Below are 22112 nucleotides of genomic sequence, written 5' to 3' on the forward strand. Positions count from 1 at the left end.
TGCCAATTGTAAATTGCAATAGCCTATAACTTCAAGTTATAATAGTTTGCCATATTTTTTATAAACAACTCAGTTAGAGCATCTGATTTCCCATGTAGTGTTATGATATAAAAGTACCTCTCAATTGTGAGTTTTTCTACATCTAAAATAATTAATTCGTTGTTTTTAAGCTCTTTATCTACCGCGTGTATTGACATGAAGGCAACACAATCAGAATTTAATAGGTATGATTTTATACTTTCAGTACTTCCTAATTGCATTTCAATTTGTAATTCTAATAACTTGATATTGAATTGTTTTAATGCATATTCAATAACTTCAAGTGTTCCAGAGCCTCTTTCACGAGTTATAAAGCGTAAGTGCTGCAGATCCTCTAATAAAATTTCATTTTTATTGACTAATGGATTTTTACTGCTACAAACTAAGACTAATTCATCTTTTAAAAACTCAGTATATTTGATCGATTGGTTTCTGGATTGCCCTTCAACAATACCAATTTCTATCTCTTTATTGATTAATGCACTCTCAATTTGTTCCGTATTTCCGTTTAATAAATTGACTTTTATATCTTGTAATTTTTGATGAAAACGTGCTAATAATGGCGGAATTATATACTGCGAAATAGTAGTACTTGCACCCAATCGCAATAATCCCTGACGCTGATTAATAAACGTACTCATATCAAAATCGATTTCCCGATAAATTTCGAATATGTCTTTGGTGTGTTTTAAAAGAATTTCTCCAGCTTTGGTCAAAGTGATTTTAGAACCATTTCGCTCAAAAAGTTTGGTTTTATAAGTTTCTTCTAGTTCCTGAATATGTTTAGAAACAGCGGGTTGTGTAATATACAATTCGGCTGCAGCTTTAGTGAAACTCAGTCTATTTGCAACCGCAGAAAATACTTTTAGCCTAAAATCCATAATCGTAAAATTTTAATTCGTAATCCACTTCCCTTCACAATATTTTTTTATTATAAAATAATTTAAAATCTATAAAAAAAGTTCAGGTCGATACTCAAAATGCATTGTGTCATAATGTTTCCAATTTCCTCCCCAAATAAAACCATATTTTTCAAAAATTGAAACTAGTTTCAAGGGAATTTGATTTCTATACGAAAGAGTAGCTTCTTCATTTTTACATTTACAATCCCATTGCCAATAATTGGAATTCTTGACATTAATATCTATAGTCATTCCATAACTATGCATACTCAATCGGTTTGTTCCTGAAATTTTTCTCCAATTAAATGTACCTCCAATAACATTAATATATTTTTTAAATTCTGGATTATTATCTAATTCTGCCGAGAGTTTTTTAACTATTTTATCAATTCCATTTACGGTTGTTACTTTTATTTTTTGATTGACTAATTTTGGGCACCAAATAATTTCAATCAATTTTGATTCAACTTCTGATTTTGAATTTCCGTAAATTTTCTTAAAAAAAGCTTCATTTCGAATTCTCCCAGGGTCTTCCTTTGGAATTAAATTCTTATTTGCTTTATTATAAACAAACTTAAATTGATCCTCAATATCTGGATTTTCCAACAATTCTTGATTCATTTTATTTTTAAAATCATCATAAATCAAACTTGATTTATCGCTAAAAATAATTTTATTGTCTTTATAACCAATAATTTGACTTGGGTATGCTCTAATTAATTTTTGAACATTCAATGGGATTTCTTGAGAAAAAACATTTTGGAAAATTAGGACTAAAAAAAGGAATCGTTTCATTTAAAAACGTTTTAATTGTGAAGAACTAAAAGTCCATTCGGGTGTTTTCAGAGTGGTTCCAAAATCGACGGTATACCAGGGACTCAACGAACTATTATTTGGATTTTTCAATATTTGAATTTCCTGTGCTGGCATATAGCTTTGTGCTAAAAGCATAATTTTTTGTTTGTTTTTGGGATTCACAGCTATATCAACCACAATAACAGCGTGACCTGGAAAGCCTCCTTTTATAAAAACATCTCCAATTTTTATGTCTGAAACATTAATTGATTTCAGCTCTTTTTCTAACGAAGCAGTTCCTGCATACATAAAAACCGTCTCTAAGTATTTCCAATAGGTTTCATAACTGTTAGATGGTTTTGCAGTTTTAACCCAACTGGTTTTGTTACCTTTAATTGCAATTCTGTAACCTGCGGCCCATTTACTAAAATCAACTCGAAAACCATTTGTGAAATTAAAATGTATTTTATCGTACTGTTTTTGGCTATAAAAATAATCTGCTCGCAAACGCATCACAGCATCAGCACATTGATGCAAATCCTGTTTCCCAATGGGTAAATTTACAACTGCTTCATAAACGTTTCGATTTGATTTTACAGTTCCATTAAAATACATAACGTTTGAACCAGATTGTTTTAATGGAAGATTTCGTAAAAAAGATCCAAACGAAGTTTTAGATTCGTCTTCTCGTACAAATCCCTGAGGTGGTTGAAAACGTTCCTGAATCGTATTTTCTAAAAGATTACTTTTGGTAGTATTATCTGTCTTTGAAAATGAAAAAAAACAAAAAAGTGCCATCAAAATTGTTACAATAAACAAGAATTTAACTTTCATAATTTAGATTTTTAATTTATAATTTCAAGATTATAAAAGCTAGAAAGAATTGGATTATATTTTATCACAACAATCCATTATATTTTCTAACAAACCATTCAGTTGCCAATGCAATAGCAATTAAAATTAAAAGCCAAATCCAATCAATTAAAGGAGTTTTGGTACTTACATTTTTTTGTATTGCTTTGTATTCTTGATTTTCTAAAAGTGTTTTTATTAATGCATCCGATTGGTCTTGAAAAAATGCTTTTCCATTAGTCTGTAGTGCTAATTGCTGTAATTTTTGAACATCCGGATTTATAAACTGCTTTTCGATATCAAAATCTAATACCTCAAAATGACTTGAGTATGTGGTTTTTGAATTTAATTCTTTAACAGAGAAAGAATATTTCCCAGCCGGAAGTCCATCTAGATTTACAGAGTAAGAATTGTTACCTTTTAATAAATCATAATTTTTAGTTTGCTTCGTTTCGGTATTAGTTACTGAAATAGTGAGATTAGCTTTCTCGTCAAACTCATAGTTTTTATTAAAATATTGAGCATTAATTTCTAGTGCATCTCCTGAATTATAAAAGCTCTCGTGGTTTACGACCAATGATTTTTTAGTATTATTTGATGCTAGATATTGAATGATTTTATCAATAAAAACATCATATTTGGCAAACGACTGATTATCAATATGACTTTGCATGCGCCATTTCCATGTGTTTTCTCCAAAAAGATAGGCACCTCTTTTTCCTTGGCTTTCTGTAAAAGCTAATAACGGAGCATTGGTAGCTACATTTCTAATTTTTGACGAAAGTAAAGTCGAAATATTTTCATTGGAAATAATTGTACCGAATGAATTTTGCAAAGGCGGGAAATTTCCAAATCCAATTTCTTCAGCTGCAAAAAGATTGAATTGCGAATTGAATTCGGCTAAATAATCTTCTTTCTGATTGCTCATTCTAAATGAGAAAGAAGTTTGTTGCTGATTTAGAAAATTGAAGTCAGTATTATTTCCAGTTATAATAAAAGTATTAATTCCAGCCGCTTTGTTTGAATCGAAAACGGTTTTGAAAGCTCCAGTAGGCTGGTATAAAATTAAAATATTGTAATCTTGTAATGATTTAATTTCATTCGGTTTAACTAAAACAACTTTGCGTTGTGCATTAGATTCTATCGAACGTTTTAAAGCTGCAATATCAGGATGGTTTATTGCTGAAACAATAGCTACGGTTGTTTTCTGGTCTATAACTTCTACAGCAAAATTCTTAGTATTATTATAAATGTTTTTTTCTTTTTCACTTGACGAAATAGTGGCTTTGAAAACTTGTACTCCTACTTTATCTGCAGGTAATAGTATATTTAAAGTAGCCGTTTTTTTAGAAGGTGAAAATGAAACCTTTTCTTTTACCAAAACTGTAGTGCCCTGAGAAATCGATAAATCGGAATTTATATTTTTTGTTCCTGAATATTGAAGAAATACTTCAACTGGGAATTTATTTTTATAAAAAGCATATTTGTTTACATTGAGCTGATTTATTTTTAAATCCAAGAAAGTTGTAGTATCTCCTACTATTATTGGATAAACTTTGTTGTTTGGATCAAAACGATAAACATAATCATTTCCTGTAGTTTGGTTTCCGTCAGTAATAATTACAGTTGGAAAAACGACATTTTTGTTGATGCTTTTTAAATTTTTTGCAATTTCGTCTAGATTAGTCTGAGTTCCTTTAAAATCAAATTCTTCCGATTGTTTAAAATCGGCATCAAATTGATACGATTGAATTTCGTACTTATCTTGTAACTCTTTATTCGACGTTAATTTTTTATACAGTTCAATAACTTTTTCTTTAGAATTTAAAGCGGTTATCGAACTAGAATTATCCACTACAATTGGTAATGGAGTTTTAATGATTTCTAATGATTTTTTGGTAATTATCGGATTTATCAATAAAACTAATATCCCAAAAATGGATAGAAAACGTAAAAAAGCCAAAAACAAATTCAGTTTTGATTTGCTTTTGGCTTTATAATAATATTGAAAAAATGACAAACCTCCTGCAACTACTAATGAAAGTACCAATAATAGAATCGTGTTTGTAGTCATGTTTTTTTATTAAAAGATTTAATCCTTGAAAGATTTAATGATTGAAAAACAAAATCAGCTGTTATTGCTCAAATATTTAAATTATTGAGCGATAGTAACCTAAATCTTTACAACTAAAACCTTTGAACCTTTGTTACTCAGAACCTCAGTACCTTTCTATGTAAGCATTCCTCCACAAACATTAAGAACTTGTCCTGTAACGTAAGCACTCATATCTGAAGCTAAGAAAAGACAAGCATTTGCTACATCTTCAGTTGTTCCTCCACGTTTCAACGGAATTCCTTCTCTCCATCCTTTAACTACATCTTCGCTTAATTTTGCAGTCATTTCAGTTTCAATAAATCCTGGTGCAATTGCATTGCAACGAATATTACGAGAACCTAATTCTAATGCTACTGATTTTGTAAATCCGTTAACACCAGCTTTTGAAGCAGCATAATTAGTTTGACCAGCATTTCCTTTTACACCAACAACACTACTCATGTTAATGATTGATCCAGAACGTTGTTTTAAGAATGTTTTTTGAATTGCTTTTGTCATATTAAAAACTGATTTCAAGTTAACATCAATAACCTGATCAAAATCAGCTTCAGACATACGCATTAAAAGGTTGTCTTTTGTAATACCAGCATTATTTATTAAAATATCTACAGTCCCAAAATCAGCTAAAACAGCTTCAACGAAATTTTGAGCTTCTGTAAAGTCAGCTGCATTCGATTGATATCCTTTTGCTTTTATACCTAGAGCGTTTAATTCTTTTTCTAAAGCCAAAGCTGATTCTACAGATGAACTGTATGTAAAAGCCACATTTGCACCATGTTTGGCAAAAACTTCAGCAATTCCTTTTCCTATTCCGCGGCTTGCGCCAGTTATGATGGCAACTTTTCCTTCTAGTAATTTCATATTATGGTATTCGTTTTTTATTTTCTAAATACAAATATAGATTATTTGGGCGTTTTATAAAATTTGTAATACAAAAAAAGCCTCACCAAGGTGAAGCTTTTTTATATCGTTGTCAGGAGTTTAACTAGAAAGCTACATTCCATTTTGGTAATCTACCATTTTCATCCAAGAAATCTTGTAGAATTTTCCCTTCAATGTAAGTTGGGATTATTTTTACATCTGCATTAAAAGTCTCATACCAAGAAACTTCTAATCTTTCGATTCCTTCAATTTTCATTTGTGCTGGCCAAGAATATTTTCTTCCTGTTTTTGCAAATTGGTGACCATTAACGATTTTATCGTGTAATCCACCATTTTTACTTTTTAGAGTTCCATCATTTTGTACCGTTCCAGTAGAACCTACCATGATTAATTCTTTGTTCTCACCATCAACAGCGTAAACAACAAAAACTCCACTTCCAGATTCAGATGCATTGCATACTTCTTCTAGACTATCGTCTTGTGTGTAAGTAAAATTTCCTTTTACTGTAAAATTTTCTAATTCTTTGTACATATTTCTTCAGATTTTTCACGAAGGCTCTAAGATCCTAAGAAACTCAGTTGCTAAGTGTTTGTTATATTCCATACATTCTATTAATGTAAAAAAAGTCTCAACAGATATTGAGACTTTTTTTTGGAATTTATTATTTTAAAATATTAGAGATTATCCTAATACTTCTTTTACTTTTTTACCAATTTCAGCTGGAGAATCAACTACGTGAATTCCGTTGTCTCTCATAATTTGCTTTTTAGCTTCAGCTGTATCATCAGTACCACCAACGATTGCACCTGCGTGACCCATTGTACGTCCTGCTGGAGCAGTTACTCCTGCGATGAAACCTACAACTGGCTTACGGTTACCATCAGCTTTAATCCATTTAGCAGCATCAGCTTCTAATTGTCCACCAATTTCACCAATCATTACGATACATTCTGTTTCTGGGTCATTCATTAATAACTCAACAGCTTCTTTAGTAGTAGTTCCAATAATTGGATCTCCACCAATACCAATTGCTGTAGTTATTCCTAATCCTTGTTTTACAACTTGGTCAGCCGCTTCGTAAGTTAAAGTTCCTGATTTAGAAACGATTCCTACAGTTCCTTTTTTGAAAACGAAACCTGGCATAATTCCAACTTTTGCTTCACCTGGAGTAATGATACCTGGACAGTTTGGACCAATTAATCTAGCATTTCTTTCTTTTACATAACTGTTGGCTTTAATCATATCTGCTACAGGAATTCCTTCAGTAATAGCAATGATAACTTTAATTCCAGCGTCAGCTGCTTCCATAATTGCATCAGCAGCAAATGCAGGTGGTACAAAAATAATTGTTGTATCCGCTCCAGCTTGTTCTACAGCATCTTTTACTGTGTTAAAAACTGGACGATCCAAATGTGTAGTTCCTCCTTTTCCTGGAGTAACACCACCTACAACATTAGTACCGTACTCAATCATTTGAGAAGCATGGAAAGTTCCTTCGCTTCCTGTAAATCCTTGAACAATTATTTTGGAATCTTTATTAACTAAAACACTCATGATATATATTTTATGTAGTTTTTAAAATTGTGATGCAAAAGTAAGGTTTTGTAAATTATTTTGAACCTTTTTATTATCAAAATATCTTATAATAATTGACTCATTTGATAACCTCGGTATAATTTATTGTCTTTTATTTGCCAAATAGCCATAAAATGGGCTAATAACATTTCTTCTCTTGGATTTTCGATAGTCTTTACATAATGTGAATAACGTACCGAAACTAAATCATCTTCTTCGATTATATGACTTATTCTAACTTTAGAACGCACATAGGCTCTGCTTAATTCGTTGGATAAGTCTATTACTCCATTGTAATCTAACTGGATAGGTCCTTTTGTACTATGCCAATCAACAATTACTTCTGGATGCAAATATAATTTGAAGGTTTCGCTATCAATTAAAGCATCCGACTTATAAAATTTTTGAATAAATTCTTTAGCAGTCATAGTTATTTTAATTTATTTAGAATTTCAGGAATTTTTTTGATATTAGCCAATTGTTTTAGCTTTTCTCTAGATTCTTCAATTGGCGTACCAAAATAAGATTTCCCTCCTTCTACAGATTTAGTAACTCCTGTTTGTCCCATTATTACAGCCTTCTCTCCTATCGTAATACCGCTTGTTGTACCAACTTGTCCCCAAATTGTCACTTCATCTTCTATAATTACACAGCCAGCAATACCAGTTTGTGATGCAATTAAGCATTTTTTTCCAATAATAGTATCATGTCCTACGTGAACCTGATTATCAAGTTTGGTTCCTTCGCCAATAGTTGTATCGCCTGTAACACCTTTGTCGATAGTACAAAGCGCTCCAATTCCAACATTGTCTTTTATTACAACTCTTCCTCCGGAAATTAATTGATCGAAACCATCAGGGCGTTTTTTGTAATAAAAGGCATCTGCTCCTAATATTGTTCCAGCATGAATGATAACATTATCACCAATTACAGTATGGTCATATATTGATACATTAGAATGTATCAAACAGTTTTTACCAATTGTTACATGATTTCCAATAAAACAATTGGGCTGTATTAATGATCCTTCTCCTATTATTGCTGAATCTGATATAGCAACATTAGCAAATCGAAAAGGTTTGAAATGTTTTGTAAGTTTATTAAAATCTCTAAAAGGATCATCAGAGATTAATAGTGCTTTACCTTCAGGGCAATCTACAACTTTATTGATTAAAACAATAGTTGCTGCTGAATTTAAAGCCTTGTCATAATATTTTGGATGATCTACAAAAACAATATCTCCAGGCTCGACAACATGAATTTCATTCATACCTAAAACTTGGAAGTTTTTATCACCAACAAATTCGCAGTTAAGCAAATTTGCAATTTCTTCTAAAGAGTAAACTTTTTGAAATTTCATATTTTATAATTAGAAAATTTGTCAATTAGAGAATGTGTCAATTAGAAAATGTGTCAATTAGAAAAAAGAAAAGCGTTTAGTTAATTTCTGCTAAAGCATTAATTTTCTAATTGACTCATTGACAAATTATCTTATTGAAAAACTACTCTTTCACACGCTCCATGTAAGAACCAGAAGCAGTATCAATTTTAATTTTATCCCCTTCATTAATAAACAAAGGAACGTTTACTGTAGCTCCAGTTTCAACAGTTGCAGATTTTGTTGCATTTGTTGCTGTATTTCCTTTAATTCCTGGCTCAGCATAAGTAACCTCTAAGATTACAGAAGCAGGCATATCTACCGATAGAGGTAAATCTGTTTCAGTATTAATTTGGACCATTACGTTAGTTCCTTCTTTTAATAATCCAGGAGCATCCAAAATTGATTTATTCAAAGAAATTTGCTCAAATGTTTCATTGTTCATGAAGTGAAACTCATCACCTTCAGCATATAAAAATTGGTATGTTTGTGTTTCAACACGAACATCTTCAATTTTATGTCCAGCAGAAAATGTATTATCTAATACTTTTCCAGTTGTTAAGCTTCTTAATTTCGTTCTAACAAAAGCAGGACCTTTACCTGGTTTTACGTGAAGAAATTCAATGATTTTATAAATGTCGTGATTGTATTTGATACAAAGTCCGTTTCTTATGTCTGATGTTGATGCCATTATATTTTGTTTTATTTAATATTTTGTTTAATCGTTTAACCGTTTATTTGCTTTCGATTAAACGATAAAACAAATTCACGATAGAACTTTTTCTAGTAATTTCCTGAATATCCTTTCATAATTCCACGTGATGAGTTTCTGATAAAATCTAAGATTTCATCTCTTTCTGGAGTTGCTTCCATTTCACCTTCGATTATGCTAAGTGCTTGAGTTGTATTATAATTTTTTTGGTATAAAATTCTATAGATTTCTTGAATTTCTCTGATTTTATCTGTGCTAAAACCTCTTCTTCTTAAACCTACTGAATTAATTCCTACGTATGATAATGGCTCTTTTGCAGCTTTAGTATATGGAGGAACATCTTTTCTCACCAAAGAACCTCCTGATATCATTGCATGATCACCGATATGGATAAATTGATGTATTGCAGCCAAACCACCAATTACAGCATGGTTTCCTACTACAACGTGTCCTGCCAATGCAACACCGTTTACAATAATGGCATTATTACCAATCTCACAATCGTGAGCAATATGAGCATAGGCCATAATTAAGCAATTGTTACCAAGGATTGTTTGCCCTGAAGCAACAGTACCACGATTAATTGTAACACATTCTCTAATAGTACAATTGTCTCCTATTATTGCTAGAGAGTCTTCTCCTCCAAATTTTAAATCTTGAGGTACTGCAGAAATAACTGCGCCTGGAAAAATATTACAATTTTTACCTATTCGTGCGCCTTCCATTATGGTTACATTTGAACCAATCCAAGTGCCATCACCAATAACTACATTATTGTGAATTGTTGTAAAGGGCTCAATTACAACGTTTTTAGCGATTTTAGCGCCAGGATGAACATAAGCTAAAGGTTGATTCATCTGTATTTTTTGTATTTTAAATTAAAATTGTCTTTTTTGGAAACAATAAATCTTAAGAATTAACTATTTTTATTGTTTTCTTGCAATTTGTGCCATTAATTCTGCTTCGGTAACTAATTTACCATTCGCATAAGCATTTGCCTGCATGTGACAAATTCCTCTTCTTATAGGAGAAATTAATTCACATTTAAATATTAATGTATCTCCAGGTAATACTTTATGTTTGAACTTAACATTGTCTATTTTCATAAAATAAGTCAAGTAATTTTCTGGATCTGGAACTGTACTTAATACTAAGATTCCTCCTGTTTGTGCCATTGCTTCTACAATTAAAACACCTGGCATAACCGGTGCTTCAGGGAAGTGACCAACAAAGAAGTTTTCGTTCATGGTAACATTTTTCAATCCTACAACATGACTAGAAGACATCTCAATAATTCTATCAATCAATAAAAATGGAGGTCTATGAGGTAAAACTGACATGATTTTATGAATGTCCATCAAGGGTTCTTGATTTAAATCATAAACAGGTACATGGTTTCTCTGTTCTATTTTTATAATTTTAGCTAATTTTTTAGCAAACTGAGTATTTACAAAGTGACCAGGTTTGTTAGCGATAATTTTACCTTGGATTCTTACTCCAATTAAAGCTAAATCTCCAATAACGTCAAGCAATTTATGTCTTGCAGCTTCATTTGGATAATGTAATGTAAGGTTATCTAAAATACCGTTTGGTTTAACAGTTATCTTATCTTTTCCAAAAGCTTTCTTTAAATTCTCCATTGTAGATTCAGATATTTCTTTATCTACATATACAATTGCATTGTTTAAATCTCCACCTTTGATTAATCCGTGCTCTAAAAGAGATTCTAATTCATGTAAGAAACTAAATGTTCTTGAATTTGAAATTTCTGATTTAAAATCAGCAATACTTTTTAATGTTGCGTTTTGAGTACCTAAAACTTTAGTACCAAAATCAACCATAGTTGTAACTTGGTAATCATCACTTGGCATTACAAGAATTTCACTTCCTGTTGCTTCATCTGTAAAAGAAATAACTTCTTTTACAACATATACATTGCGTTGTGCATCTTGCTCTTCTATTTTAGCTTTTTCAATTGCTTCAACAAAATATTTTGATGAACCGTCCATTATTGGAAGTTCTGATGCGTTTAATTCGATTATAACGTTGTCTAAATCACAACCTACCAATGCCGCTAGAACGTGCTCTGGTGTTTGAATTTTAACACCTAGTTTTTCTAAATTTGTACCTCTTTGTGTATTTACTACATAATTAGCATCAGCCTCAATAATTGGGTGACCTTGCAAATCAACTCTCACAAAAGTAAATCCATTATTTATTGGAGCAGGCTTAAAAGTCATTGTTACTTCTTTACCAGTGTGTAGTCCAACTCCTGTTAGTGAAATTTCCTCCTTGATGGTCTTCTGTTTAACCATTATTTCCATTTTTTTGGTTTAATATTTGTTTTTTTAATTCTTCTAGTTCAGCAACGATTTTAGGCAAATTCTTAAAATGTACATACGATTTATTGAAATCTGTATATCCAAGTGAAGGTGTTCCTTGTAATATTTCGTCGTCTTTAATGTTTCTGGCAACTCCAGATTGGGCTTGCAATCTAACATTGTTTCCAATAGTTAAATGTCCTGCTATCCCCACTTGTCCACCAATCATAGCATTTTTACCAATTTTTGTAGAACCAGCAACTCCAGATTGAGCGGCAATTACGGTGTTTTCACCAATTTCTACATTATGAGCAATTTGTATTTGATTGTCTAACTTTACTCCTTTTCGGATAATTGTTGATCCTAAAGTAGCTCTATCTATAGTTGTATTTGCTCCAATATCGACGTTATCTTCTATAATTACATTTCCAATTTGTGGAACTTTACTATAAATTCCTTCTTCGTTTGGTACAAAACCAAATCCGTCAGCACCAATAATTGTTCCTGAATGAATTGTGCAATTGTTTCCAATTATTGTTTCAGAATAAATTTTGGCGCCTGCAAAAATATGGACATTATTGCCAATAACAACATTGTCACCGATAAAAGAGTTAGGATAAATTTTGACATCGTTACCTAAAACTACGTTTTGCCCCACATAACTAAAGCTTCCTAAATATAGATTTTCTCCATATTTAACACTTTCAGATAAGAAAGATTGTGGCTCAATTCCGTTTTTATTCAATTTTACTTGATTATAAAACTCTAATAATTTTGAAAACGAAGCATAAGCATCGTCAACTTTAATTAATGTTGTGCTAATTTCTGTTTCGGGTACAAAAGTATCATTAACGATTGTTACTGAGGCTTTTGTCGAATATATATAATTGATATATTTAGGGTTAGCCAAGAAAGTAAGAGAGCCTTCTGTACCTTCTTCGATTTTAGATAAGCGAGAAACTTCTGCATTGGGATTCCCAACAACCTCTCCTCCTAAAATTTCTGCTATTTGTTCTGCTGTAAATTTCATTGCGACAAAAATATAAAAAAATAGGTTTTAAATGTTAATTTTAGATCAGTTGTTTTGGAAAGCAGATGTAATACTTTGTTACCAATTTAGATAACGATTTCAAATTCAGCTGGTCTGAGGCTTCTACAACGTCCTCAATTGTCTTATCTTTTTTTAATATTCGTATAGGTTCGGCTTCTTTACTGTAAGCTTGATTTTTTATTTTTCCTCTATATATAAAATAACTAGCGTCAATTGCTGAGATGTTGTTTTGAGCGGCAAATCGTTCTTTTAGACTTTGTAATTCCTCTAGTGAAACTTTTTCGCTTGTTAGCTTTATTTTTAATAAATCTCTGTTTACTATCATTTTACTTAAGGTAGAAAGTATAAAATCATCATGTTTTTGCCAAGATTTTAAAGCTCCTATTATATCGAAATCATCCAATTGAGAAAATAAATCCAATTTTTCAGGAGTGAAATTTTCTAAAGTAATCTTGTTTTGCATAAAAAATAACAAAGGTTCGCTACAAGGAAGGTGAATTCCTTTTATTGTTAATTCTTTTGCTCTTTTTAATACTTTCGTCAAAATAAGCTCTGCAACTAAACTCGTTTTATGTAAATAGGCTTGCCAATACATTAATCTTCGAGAAAGTAAAAACTTTTCAACAGAGTAAATTCCTTTTTCTTCAATAACCAAAACATCATCTACTACGTTCATCATTTGAATTAAACGTTCAGAATTGACATTTCCTTCCGCTACACCACTATAAAAACTATCACGTTTAAGATAATCCATACGATCCATATCTAATTGACTAGATATTAATTGTAACATAAATTTTCTGTGGTAATCTCCCTTAAATATCTGAATGGCAAGACTTAACTTACCGTTAAATTCAATGTTTAATTGATCCATAAATAGTAACGAAATAGCTTCGTGATTTACATCCTCAACAATACTTCTCTCCATAGCATGAGAAAATGGCCCATGTCCAATGTCATGTAATAAAATAGCTACGTATAGTGCATTTTCTTCTTCTGCAGAAATTGTTACTTCCTTGAAGCGCAATGTTTCAATTGCTTTTTGCATTAAATGCATACAGCCTAAGGCATGATGAAAACGAGTATGATTTGCTCCAGGATATACCAAATAAGACAGTCCCATTTGTGAAATTCGGCGTAAACGCTGAAAATAGGAATGCTCAATTAAATCATATATTAAAGCATTTGGAATGGAAATGAAGCCGTAAATGGGATCATTGAAAATTTTCAGCTTATTGATAATATTCACTATTTGGTTCTTTTTTAGGTCAACAAATATAACTAATTATAGACTTATTCTGTTTTACATTGTGAGCAAAAAAGCAAACAAATAAACTTTTATGATGAAATGTTATCATAATTCTTTAAATTAGTACAACGAAAAGGCAATATTACGCTTTTTTTTAGGTAACAAATAATTAACACAAATTTAAGTTCGTTTAGTTCGGTAAATTGCGAACCAATTTTATCTTTGTCAAAAAAATTATGGAAACTAGTATACACAAGGAAAAAGAAGAGCTTATAGAGTTATTCGGTAATCATTTCGAATCAGTGTATCATTTGCCACCACTTTGCTCAAGAATTTTAGGACTATTAATAGTTGAAGCCTGTAAAGCAGGTTTGACTTTCGAACAAATAGTCGAAAAAGTCGGCGCCAGTAAAAGTACAGTATCAACAAACTTAAATTTTCTATTAAAAATGGGAAAGATTGATTATTACACTTTGCATGGTGATCGAAAAAAATATTTCAGACCATCCCCTTTCAGTGAACGATTTGCAAATTATTTAAAAATAATAGAAATCGAAAAAAGAATAATTGATAAAATGATTACTTATAGAGAAAAAACAATGGATAGTCCAGAAGAAAGAATTAATCTAGAGCATGCGAAAGCATATAAAAGTCACGTTAAAAAAGTTGAAGAATTGTTACAGGAAACAATCTCAGAATTCGTAGAAATAGAAAAAGTTAATAATAAATCATAAATCAAATTTAAATTCAAATGAAGAATATCACATTCTCCCTAATAGCTATAATGCTGGTTTTTGCGTCATGTAAAAAAAAGGAAGAACAAGCTCCGCCACAAGGTCCAGCTCCGTTCCCAGTTAGAACAATTTCAGTACAAGATGCTGTAGTATATCAAGAGTATAGTGCAAATCTCGAAGGACAGCATAATGTTGAAATCCGCCCAAAAGTGAATGGGTATATTCAAAAAATTTATGTTGATGAAGGTCAGGTTGTTAAAAAAGGACAATTACTTTTTAAACTTGAAACACAAACTTTAAATCAAGATGCGTCTGCCGCTAAAGCTTCAGTTCAGGCTGCACAAGTTGAAGTTGACAGATTAAAACCACTAGTTGACAGAAAAATTATTAGTGTTGTTCAATTAGAAACTGCTAAAGCCAAACTAGCACAAGCAAAAAGTACTTACGGTAGTATTGCTGCAAATATTGGGTACGGAACAATCGTTTCTCCTGTAAGTGGAGTAATTGGAGGTTTGCCTTTTAGAGAAGGAAGCTTAGTTAGCGCTACTAGTGAAGTGCCTTTGACAACTGTATCTGATACAAAAATCGTACGTGCTTATTTCTCAATGAATGAAAAACAATTGTTATTCTTTAATAAAACATTTAAAGGAGCAACTACAGCAGAAAAATTGAAAGCTGCACCACCAGTTTCATTGATTTTAGTAGATAACACAGAATACGACCAAAAAGGAAAAATCGCTACAATGAATGGTTTAGTAGATCCAGCAACAGGAAATACACAATTTAGAGCAGACTTTAATAATCCTCAAGGTATCCTAAGAAGTGGTAGTACTGGAATTATTCGTTTGCCTATCGAACAAAAAAATGTAATGTTGGTTCCTCAAAATGCAATTTTCGAAGTGCAAGGAAAACAAACACTTTATGTTGTTGAAAAAGGAAACAAAGTAAAATCTACAATTGTTGAAACAAACGGAACTTCAGGTTTAGACTTTATTGTTACAAGTGGGTTAAAAGATGGAGACGTTGTAGTTGTAGAAGGAGCATCTAAATTAAAAGATGATATGGAAATTACACCACAGCCTGTTAAAGATCCAGCTGTTGAAACAGCAGAAACAAAAAATACTACAGCTAAAAAATAATATACAAGATGTTAAAGACGTTTATAGAAAGACCAGTTCTCTCGACGGTAATATCTATCTTAATCACCATACTAGGTGTTTTAGGACTGATGTCATTACCAGTAGAGCAATACCCCGAAATAGCCCCTCCAACTGTTCAGGTAACTGCAACATATACAGGTGCAAATGCTGAAACAGTATTAAATAGTGTTGTTATTCCTCTAGAAGAAGAAATAAATGGTGTGGAAGGAATGACATACATGACCTCTTCTGCGGCGAATGATGGTTCTGCGAAAATATCTGTTTATTTCGAACTTGGAGTTGACCCAGATATTGCTGCGGTAAACGTTCAAAATAGAGTTTCTCGTGCTACCAGTAAATTGCCACAAGCAGTTGTACAGACTGGGGTTACGACACTAAAAAGTCAGACGAGTGCTTTGATGTTCTTTGCGTTGTATTCGAACAACAAAGATTTTGATGAAACTTATATTCAGAATTATGCCAAAATTAACCTTGTACCAAAATTACAGCGTGTTAAAGGTGTAGGACAAGTAAATGTTTTTGGAGCGAAAGATTACTCTATGAGAATCTGGATTAATCCAGAAAAAATGGCTGCTTACGAAATATCACCAAAAGACATTCAGGCAGCATTGCAAGAGCAAAACGTAGAAGCTGCTCCAGGTAAATTTGGAGAAAATGCTGATGGTATTTACGAATATGTAATTAAATATAAAGGACGTCTTTCAGAAATTAAAGACTACGAAGATATTGTAATTAAAGCTACAGGTAATGGAAATTTCGTTCATTTAAAAGATGTTGCAACTGTTGAGTTGGGTGCTTTTAATTATGGGAACAAGAATATAGCAATGGGTAAACAAGGTGTTGCTGTTGGTATATTCCAAACTTCAGGATCTAATGCGCAAGATATTATTACCGAAGTTATGAATATTTTGGAGGTTTCTAAACCAGATTTTCCAAAAGGTGTAGATTACGTAATTCCTTATAATACAAAAACGTTCCTTGATGCATCGATAGAAAAAGTAATCTCAACATTGATTGAAGCTTTTATATTGGTATTTATAGTAGTGTTTTTATTCCTACAGGATTTCCGTTCTACGTTAATTCCTGCAATAGCAGTTCCTGTAGCAATTGTTGGAACATTTTTCTTCCTGCAAGTATTTGGATTCTCTATCAATATGTTAACATTGTTTGCAATGATTCTAGCTATTGGTATTGTGGTCGATGATGCAATTGTCGTCGTCGAGGCTGTGCATGCTAAGTTAGATGAAGGAGTGAAATCTGCAAAAGAAGCTACTATTTCTGCAATGAGCGAAATTACAGGAGCTATTATATCTATCACATTAGTAATGTCTGCGGTGTTTATACCAGTATCGTTCTTAAGTGGACCGTCAGGGGTTTTCTATCAACAGTTTGCTATTACATTGGCAATTGCGATTTTGATTTCGGCTATTAATGCATTGACTTTAAGCCCAGCCTTATGTGCGCTATTCTTAAAGCCTCACGAAGCATCAGAGCATCATGATAAAAATTTCAAAGATAGATTCTTCATTGCTTTCAATACTAGTTTTGATAGAATGAATAATAAATATGTTAAGTCTTTAGGGTTCTTAGCAAGAAGGAAATGGGTTGCAATATCAGGATTGATAGCATTCTGTGCTATTACTATCATTTTGTTCCAAACTACACCTTCAGGATTTATTCCTAATGAGGATAGAGGAATTATTTTTGCTGATTTAACACTTCCTCCAGGAACAACAATCGAGAAAACTCAAAAGGCAGTTAATGAATTGGATTCTATTTTGGCCTCAATGGACATTGTTGAATCACGAATGAGTGTTGTTGGTTTTAGTTTGTTAAATAGTGTGAATGGTGGGTCTTATGCCTTTTCTGTAATTAAATTAAAAGACTGGGAACACCGTAAGGAAGCCAATCAATCTGTAGATGCTGTAGTTGGTGAGCTATTTGGAAGAACGGCACATTTTAAAGATGCCAAAGCATTATTTTTTACACCTCCGAGTGTACAAGGTTTTGGATCTGCAGACGGTTTTGAGTTAAAAATTCAAGATAAAGGTGATGATGATTGGGCAACAGTAAGTAAAGTAAGTAATGAGTTCTTAGGTGAATTAATGAAAAGACCTGAAATTCAATATGCTATTACAAACTTTAACCCTAACTTTCCACAATATCAAATGGATATTAATGTAGAAAGAGCTAAAAATGCAGGAGTTTCTGTTTCAGAAATTTTTAATACCATGCAAGGGTATTATGGAGGATTGTATACTACAGATTTTAATAAATTTGGTAAACAATATCGTGTAATGATTCAAGCAAAACCTTCTGAAAGAGCAACTCTTGAATCAATTAATACTATTTATGTTAAGAATGCTGCAGGAAAACAAGTAGCTATAAATCAGTTTGTTGATTTTAAAAGAATTTATGGACCAGAAGCTGTTGCCCGTTTCAACTTGTTAAAAGCTGTAAACGTAAACGGTAAAGCAAAACCTGGGTATAGTTCTGGAGATGCAATTAAAGCAGTTCAGGAAGTAGCAGCACAGCATTTACCTAAAACCTATACTTACGAATTCTCTGGAATGACACGTGAAGAGATTCTTGCAGGTAGTCAGGCCGCAGGTGTATTCTTGTTGAGTTTGATATTTGTATATTTCTTATTAAGTGCACAATACGAAAGTTATTTAGTACCATTGTCAGTATTGCTTTCATTACCTGTAGGTATTGCTGGAGCCATTGGTTTTGTGAAACTAGCTGGATTAGAAAACAACATTTATTTCCAGGTAGCCCTGATAATGCTTATAGGACTACTGGCCAAAAATGCCATTCTGATAGTTGAGTTTGCTATACAAAGGCGACGACACGGAATGGACTTGACAGAGGCTGCGATAGAAGGTGCAAAAGCACGTTTACGTCCTATTTTAATGACCTCCCTTGCTTTTATCTTTGGTTTAATGCCTTTGGCTTTTTCTTCTGGAGTTGGAGCTGTAGGTAACCGTTCAATCGGTATGGGAGCTGTTGGTGGAATGTTAATAGGAACAATCTTTGGAGTATTTGTTATTCCGATTTTGTTTATTATTTTCCAAAGCTTACAAGAAAGAATCTCTGGAAAACCATTTACAGAGCAACAATCAGATGTTACACTTTTAGACGAAGAAAATGAAAAATAATGTATATAAAATAGTAACTGTTGCCTTCACGGCAACAGTTATGCAATCCTGCTTCGTTGCAAAAGATTACGAAAGACCTAAGGATATTAAAACGGAGAACTTATATAGAACCGAAGTGGTTTCTAAAGACAGTACTTCTATGGCAAATCTGTCTTGGGATAAAGTTTTTACTGATCCTATTTTGCAAGGTTATATCAGAAAAGGATTGGAAAATAACTTAGATATTCGAATTGCAATGCAAAATATTGCTGCTGCTGAAGCATCAATGAAACAAGGAAAAGCAGGGTACTTCCCTACTCTTTCTGTTGGTACAGATTGGACACATCAGCAGTTATCAAAAAACAGTCAGTTTGGAGCTTTACTTCAAAATCGTAGTACCGATCAATATCAAGTTGCTGGAACATTAGGTTGGGAAGCAGATATTTGGGGAAAAATAAGAAGTAATAAACGTGCAACAAATGCTGCTTATTTACAAACTACTGCTGCAAATCAAGCTGTAAAAACACAGTTAATTGCAGATATTGCCGCAACGTATTATCAGTTGATTGCAATAGATGAGCAAATTAAATTATCAGAAGAGACTTTGATCAACAGAATCGAAAGTGTTGAAACGATTATTGCTTTAAAAGATGCAGGAAATGTAACTGAAGTTGGAGTTAAACAAACAGAAGCTCAAAAATATGCTACAGAAATTATCATCGCTGACTTAAAAGTAAGTACGATACTTTTTGAAAACAAAATGAGTATTCTTTTAGGAGTAGCACCTACTAAAGTAGAGAGAAGTAGTTTTGAGGTTCAAAAAATGCAACCAGAAATTACACTTGGAGTACCTGCTACTTTATTAAGAAACAGACCTGATGTAATTGCGGCTGAGTATAATTTGATTTCAAATTTTGAAAGAACTAATGTGGCAAGAAGTAATTTCTATCCAACATTTAAAATTACTGCTACAGGTGGATTACAAAGTATAGATCTTAAAGAGTGGTTTAGTTCAAATTCATTTTTTGCTAATATTGTAACAGGATTAACACAGCCAATTTTTAATCAACGTTTGAATAAAACAAATTTAGAAATAGCTAAAGCAAATCAAGAAAAAGCATACATACAATTTGAGCAATCATTGTTAAATGCGGGAAAAGAAGTTTCAGATGCATTAGCACAGTATAACAACGAAACCAAAAAAATTGTAATTCGTCAGAAGCAAGTAGATGCATTAAAAGTGGCTACAGATTATTCAGATGAATTATTAAAATACGGTTTAGTGAATTATTTAGAAGTTCTTACTGCAAAAGACAATGCGTTAAATGTAGAATTAACTTTAATAGATAATAAATTTTCACAATACAACGCTATTATCCAACTATACAGAGCCCTTGGTGGTGGATGGCAGTAAGATTTTATAGTTAGTTAGGTTACTTATTAATTTTTATATTTAAACCACTGAGTATTTTTATATTCAGTGGTTTTGTTTTTTTATACTAAAAATTATCATAATATTAATAAATAGCCGTTTTAAAAAGAAGTAAATTGCCACTTAGATTTAACAATTTTGACAAGCTATATAATTATGGATAAGATAAAAATACTTTGGGTTGATGATGAAATCGACTTATTAAAGCCACACATACTATTTCTGGAGAAAAAAAATTATGCAGTAACGACTTGTAATAATGGTCTAGATGCAATTGCAATTTTTGAAGAAGACAATTTTGATATCGTTTTTCTTGATGAAAATATGCCAGGAATGAGCGGATTAGAAACACTTTCTGAAATGAAAGAAAAAAAATCAACCATTCCGATGATTATGATTACCAAAAGTGAAGAAGAGTATATCATGGAGGAGGCTATCGGTTCTAAAATAGCAGATTACCTAATAAAACCAGTAAATCCGAATCAGATTTTATTAAGTTTAAAGAAAAATCTGGATCACTCAAGATTAATTTCTGAAAAAACGACATTAGATTATCAAAAGGAATTCCGAAAAATAGCTATGGAAATGGCAATGGTAAATTCTTATGAAGATTGGATTGAATTGTATAAAAAACTTGTGTTTTGGGAATTAGAACTTGAGAATATTAATGATCAAGGAATGATTCAAATTTTGGAGTCTCAAAAAGTTGAAGCTAACTCACAATTTGGTAAATACATAGAGCGTAATTACGAAGATTGGTTTGCACCAAAGGCAGATAAACCAATTCAATCACATACTTTATTTAAAGAATTAGTGGTTCCGGAAATTAAGAAGAAAGACAAGCCAATTTTGTTTGTAGTAATAGATAATTTGCGATATGATCAATGGAAATCATTTGAGAAAGTAGTAGGAAATTATTATAAGCTAGAAAAAGAAGTTCCTTATTTCTCTATACTTCCAACAGCAACTCAATATGCGAGAAATGCAATATTTTCGGGTTTGCTGCCTATAGAAATGGAAAAGCAATTTCCTGAGTATTGGAAAAATGATGTTGAAGACGGAGGGAAAAATTTATATGAAGCGGAGTTTTTAAGTGCACAATTAAAACGCTTGGGATTAAATATTAAAGAAGATTATTTTAAAATTACCAATTTGGCAAGTGGAAAAAAACTGGCTGAAAATTTCAAGGCGCTAAAAAATAATGACCTTGTTACGGTAGTTTATAATTTTGTTGATATGTTGTCGCATGCCAAAACAGAATTGGATGTTGTTAAAGAATTAGCTTCTGATGATAAAGCGTACCGATCACTAACATTAAGTTGGTTCAAAAATTCTCCACTGTTAGAAATTATACAACAGGCTCAGCACTTAGGATTTAAGTTAATTCTTACTACAGATCATGGTACAATCAATGTGAAAAATCCATCAAAAGTGGTGGGAGATAAAAATACAAGCTTAAATCTTCGATACAAAACAGGACGTAGTTTGACCTATGAGCATAAAGATGTGTATGTTGTAAAAGAACCAAAAAAAATAGGATTACCTGCCATAAATATGAGCAGTTCGTTTATTTTTGCAAAAAATGATTTGTTTTTGGCTTACGTAAATAATTACAATCATTATGTGAGTTATTATAAAAACACCTATCAACATGGTGGAATTTCATTAGAAGAAATGATTATTCCATTCTTGATATTTAATCCTAAGTAACATAACAGAAGAAGTATTCAGTTGCTGTTTACTATAGTGGTAGAATCAATTAAGTTTAAAAAATAT

19 protein-coding genes are annotated in these 22112 nt (G+C 31.9%); 5 read left to right on the plus strand and 14 right to left on the minus strand.

What is annotated here, in order from left to right:
* Positions 1–23 precede the first annotated feature (23 nt).
* From EAG11_RS06495 to EAG11_RS06560, 14 genes are all read right to left on the minus strand, one after another.
* Entirely contained in the window at positions 24–920 is an 897-nt protein-coding gene (locus tag EAG11_RS06495) for a LysR family transcriptional regulator (protein WP_129538459.1), read from the minus strand.
* A gap of 69 nt (positions 921–989) precedes the next feature.
* Complete coding sequence (locus EAG11_RS06500; protein WP_129538460.1) at positions 990–1736, minus strand: M15 family metallopeptidase; 747 nt, start codon at positions 1734–1736, stop codon at positions 990–992.
* Positions 1737–2570 carry a DUF4846 domain-containing protein gene (locus tag EAG11_RS06505; RefSeq protein WP_129538461.1) on the minus strand — a complete coding sequence of 278 codons (834 nt, stop codon included), beginning with the start codon at positions 2568–2570 and terminating at the stop codon, positions 1737–1739.
* Positions 2571–2634: 64 nt separating this feature from the next.
* Positions 2635–4662, minus strand: a complete 2028-nt coding sequence (locus EAG11_RS06510) for a hypothetical protein (RefSeq protein WP_129538462.1) — start codon at positions 4660–4662, stop codon at positions 2635–2637.
* A 156-nt stretch (positions 4663–4818) separates the two neighbouring features.
* Entirely contained in the window at positions 4819–5565 is a 747-nt protein-coding gene (gene fabG / locus EAG11_RS06515) for a 3-oxoacyl-[acyl-carrier-protein] reductase (protein ID WP_129538463.1), read from the minus strand.
* A gap of 124 nt (positions 5566–5689) precedes the next feature.
* The gene (locus tag EAG11_RS06520; RefSeq protein ID WP_129538464.1) at positions 5690–6118 is read right to left on the minus strand and encodes a hypothetical protein; all 429 of its coding nucleotides are present in this window, start codon (positions 6116–6118) and stop codon (positions 5690–5692) included.
* A gap of 150 nt (positions 6119–6268) precedes the next feature.
* Positions 6269–7141 carry a succinate--CoA ligase subunit alpha gene (gene sucD / locus EAG11_RS06525; RefSeq protein WP_129538465.1) on the minus strand — a complete coding sequence of 291 codons (873 nt, stop codon included), beginning with the start codon at positions 7139–7141 and terminating at the stop codon, positions 6269–6271.
* Positions 7142–7227: 86 nt separating this feature from the next.
* Positions 7228–7590: a nuclear transport factor 2 family protein gene (locus tag EAG11_RS06530; protein WP_129538466.1), complete on the minus strand. Its 363-nt coding sequence runs from the start codon at positions 7588–7590 to the stop codon at positions 7228–7230.
* 2 nt (positions 7591–7592) lie between these two features.
* Positions 7593–8522, minus strand: a complete 930-nt coding sequence (locus EAG11_RS06535; RefSeq protein WP_129538467.1) for a UDP-3-O-(3-hydroxymyristoyl)glucosamine N-acyltransferase — start codon at positions 8520–8522, stop codon at positions 7593–7595.
* A 142-nt stretch (positions 8523–8664) separates the two neighbouring features.
* The gene (efp, locus tag EAG11_RS06540) at positions 8665–9231 is read right to left on the minus strand and encodes an elongation factor P (RefSeq protein ID WP_129538468.1); all 567 of its coding nucleotides are present in this window, start codon (positions 9229–9231) and stop codon (positions 8665–8667) included.
* Positions 9232–9323: 92 nt separating this feature from the next.
* The gene (gene lpxA / locus EAG11_RS06545) at positions 9324–10109 is read right to left on the minus strand and encodes an acyl-ACP--UDP-N-acetylglucosamine O-acyltransferase (RefSeq protein WP_035624097.1); all 786 of its coding nucleotides are present in this window, start codon (positions 10107–10109) and stop codon (positions 9324–9326) included.
* Between the two features lie 69 nt (positions 10110–10178).
* Positions 10179–11567, minus strand: coding sequence for a bifunctional UDP-3-O-[3-hydroxymyristoyl] N-acetylglucosamine deacetylase/3-hydroxyacyl-ACP dehydratase (locus tag EAG11_RS06550; RefSeq protein WP_129538469.1), 1389 nt, complete (start codon positions 11565–11567; stop codon positions 10179–10181).
* Positions 11560–12603 carry a UDP-3-O-(3-hydroxymyristoyl)glucosamine N-acyltransferase gene (lpxD, locus tag EAG11_RS06555; protein WP_129538470.1) on the minus strand — a complete coding sequence of 348 codons (1044 nt, stop codon included), beginning with the start codon at positions 12601–12603 and terminating at the stop codon, positions 11560–11562. Before lpxD ends, EAG11_RS06550 begins: the two co-directional genes overlap by 8 nt.
* Before the next feature lie 40 nt (positions 12604–12643).
* On the minus strand, positions 12644–13873 hold the full coding sequence (locus EAG11_RS06560) for an HD domain-containing protein (protein WP_129538471.1): 1230 nt from the start codon (positions 13871–13873) through the stop codon (positions 12644–12646).
* A gap of 236 nt (positions 13874–14109) precedes the next feature.
* Here EAG11_RS06560 and EAG11_RS06565 point away from each other — a divergent pair, with 236 nt between their 5' ends.
* From EAG11_RS06565 to EAG11_RS06585, 5 genes are all read left to right on the plus strand, one after another.
* On the plus strand, positions 14110–14607 hold the full coding sequence (locus EAG11_RS06565) for a GbsR/MarR family transcriptional regulator (RefSeq protein ID WP_129538472.1): 498 nt from the start codon (positions 14110–14112) through the stop codon (positions 14605–14607).
* A 17-nt stretch (positions 14608–14624) separates the two neighbouring features.
* Positions 14625–15746 carry an efflux RND transporter periplasmic adaptor subunit gene (locus EAG11_RS06570; RefSeq protein ID WP_129538473.1) on the plus strand — a complete coding sequence of 374 codons (1122 nt, stop codon included), beginning with the start codon at positions 14625–14627 and terminating at the stop codon, positions 15744–15746.
* Between the two features lie 8 nt (positions 15747–15754).
* Positions 15755–18925: an efflux RND transporter permease subunit gene (locus tag EAG11_RS06575; RefSeq protein WP_129538474.1), complete on the plus strand. Its 3171-nt coding sequence runs from the start codon at positions 15755–15757 to the stop codon at positions 18923–18925.
* On the plus strand, positions 18915–20318 hold the full coding sequence (locus EAG11_RS06580; RefSeq protein ID WP_129538475.1) for a TolC family protein: 1404 nt from the start codon (positions 18915–18917) through the stop codon (positions 20316–20318). Before EAG11_RS06575 ends, EAG11_RS06580 begins: the two co-directional genes overlap by 11 nt.
* A 174-nt stretch (positions 20319–20492) precedes the next feature.
* Positions 20493–22046, plus strand: a complete 1554-nt coding sequence (locus EAG11_RS06585; RefSeq protein ID WP_129538476.1) for a bifunctional response regulator/alkaline phosphatase family protein — start codon at positions 20493–20495, stop codon at positions 22044–22046.
* Positions 22047–22112: the final 66 nt, after the last annotated feature.

The organism is Flavobacterium sp. 140616W15 (genome assembly GCF_003668995.1).
Lineage (GTDB): Bacteria > Bacteroidota > Bacteroidia > Flavobacteriales > Flavobacteriaceae > Flavobacterium.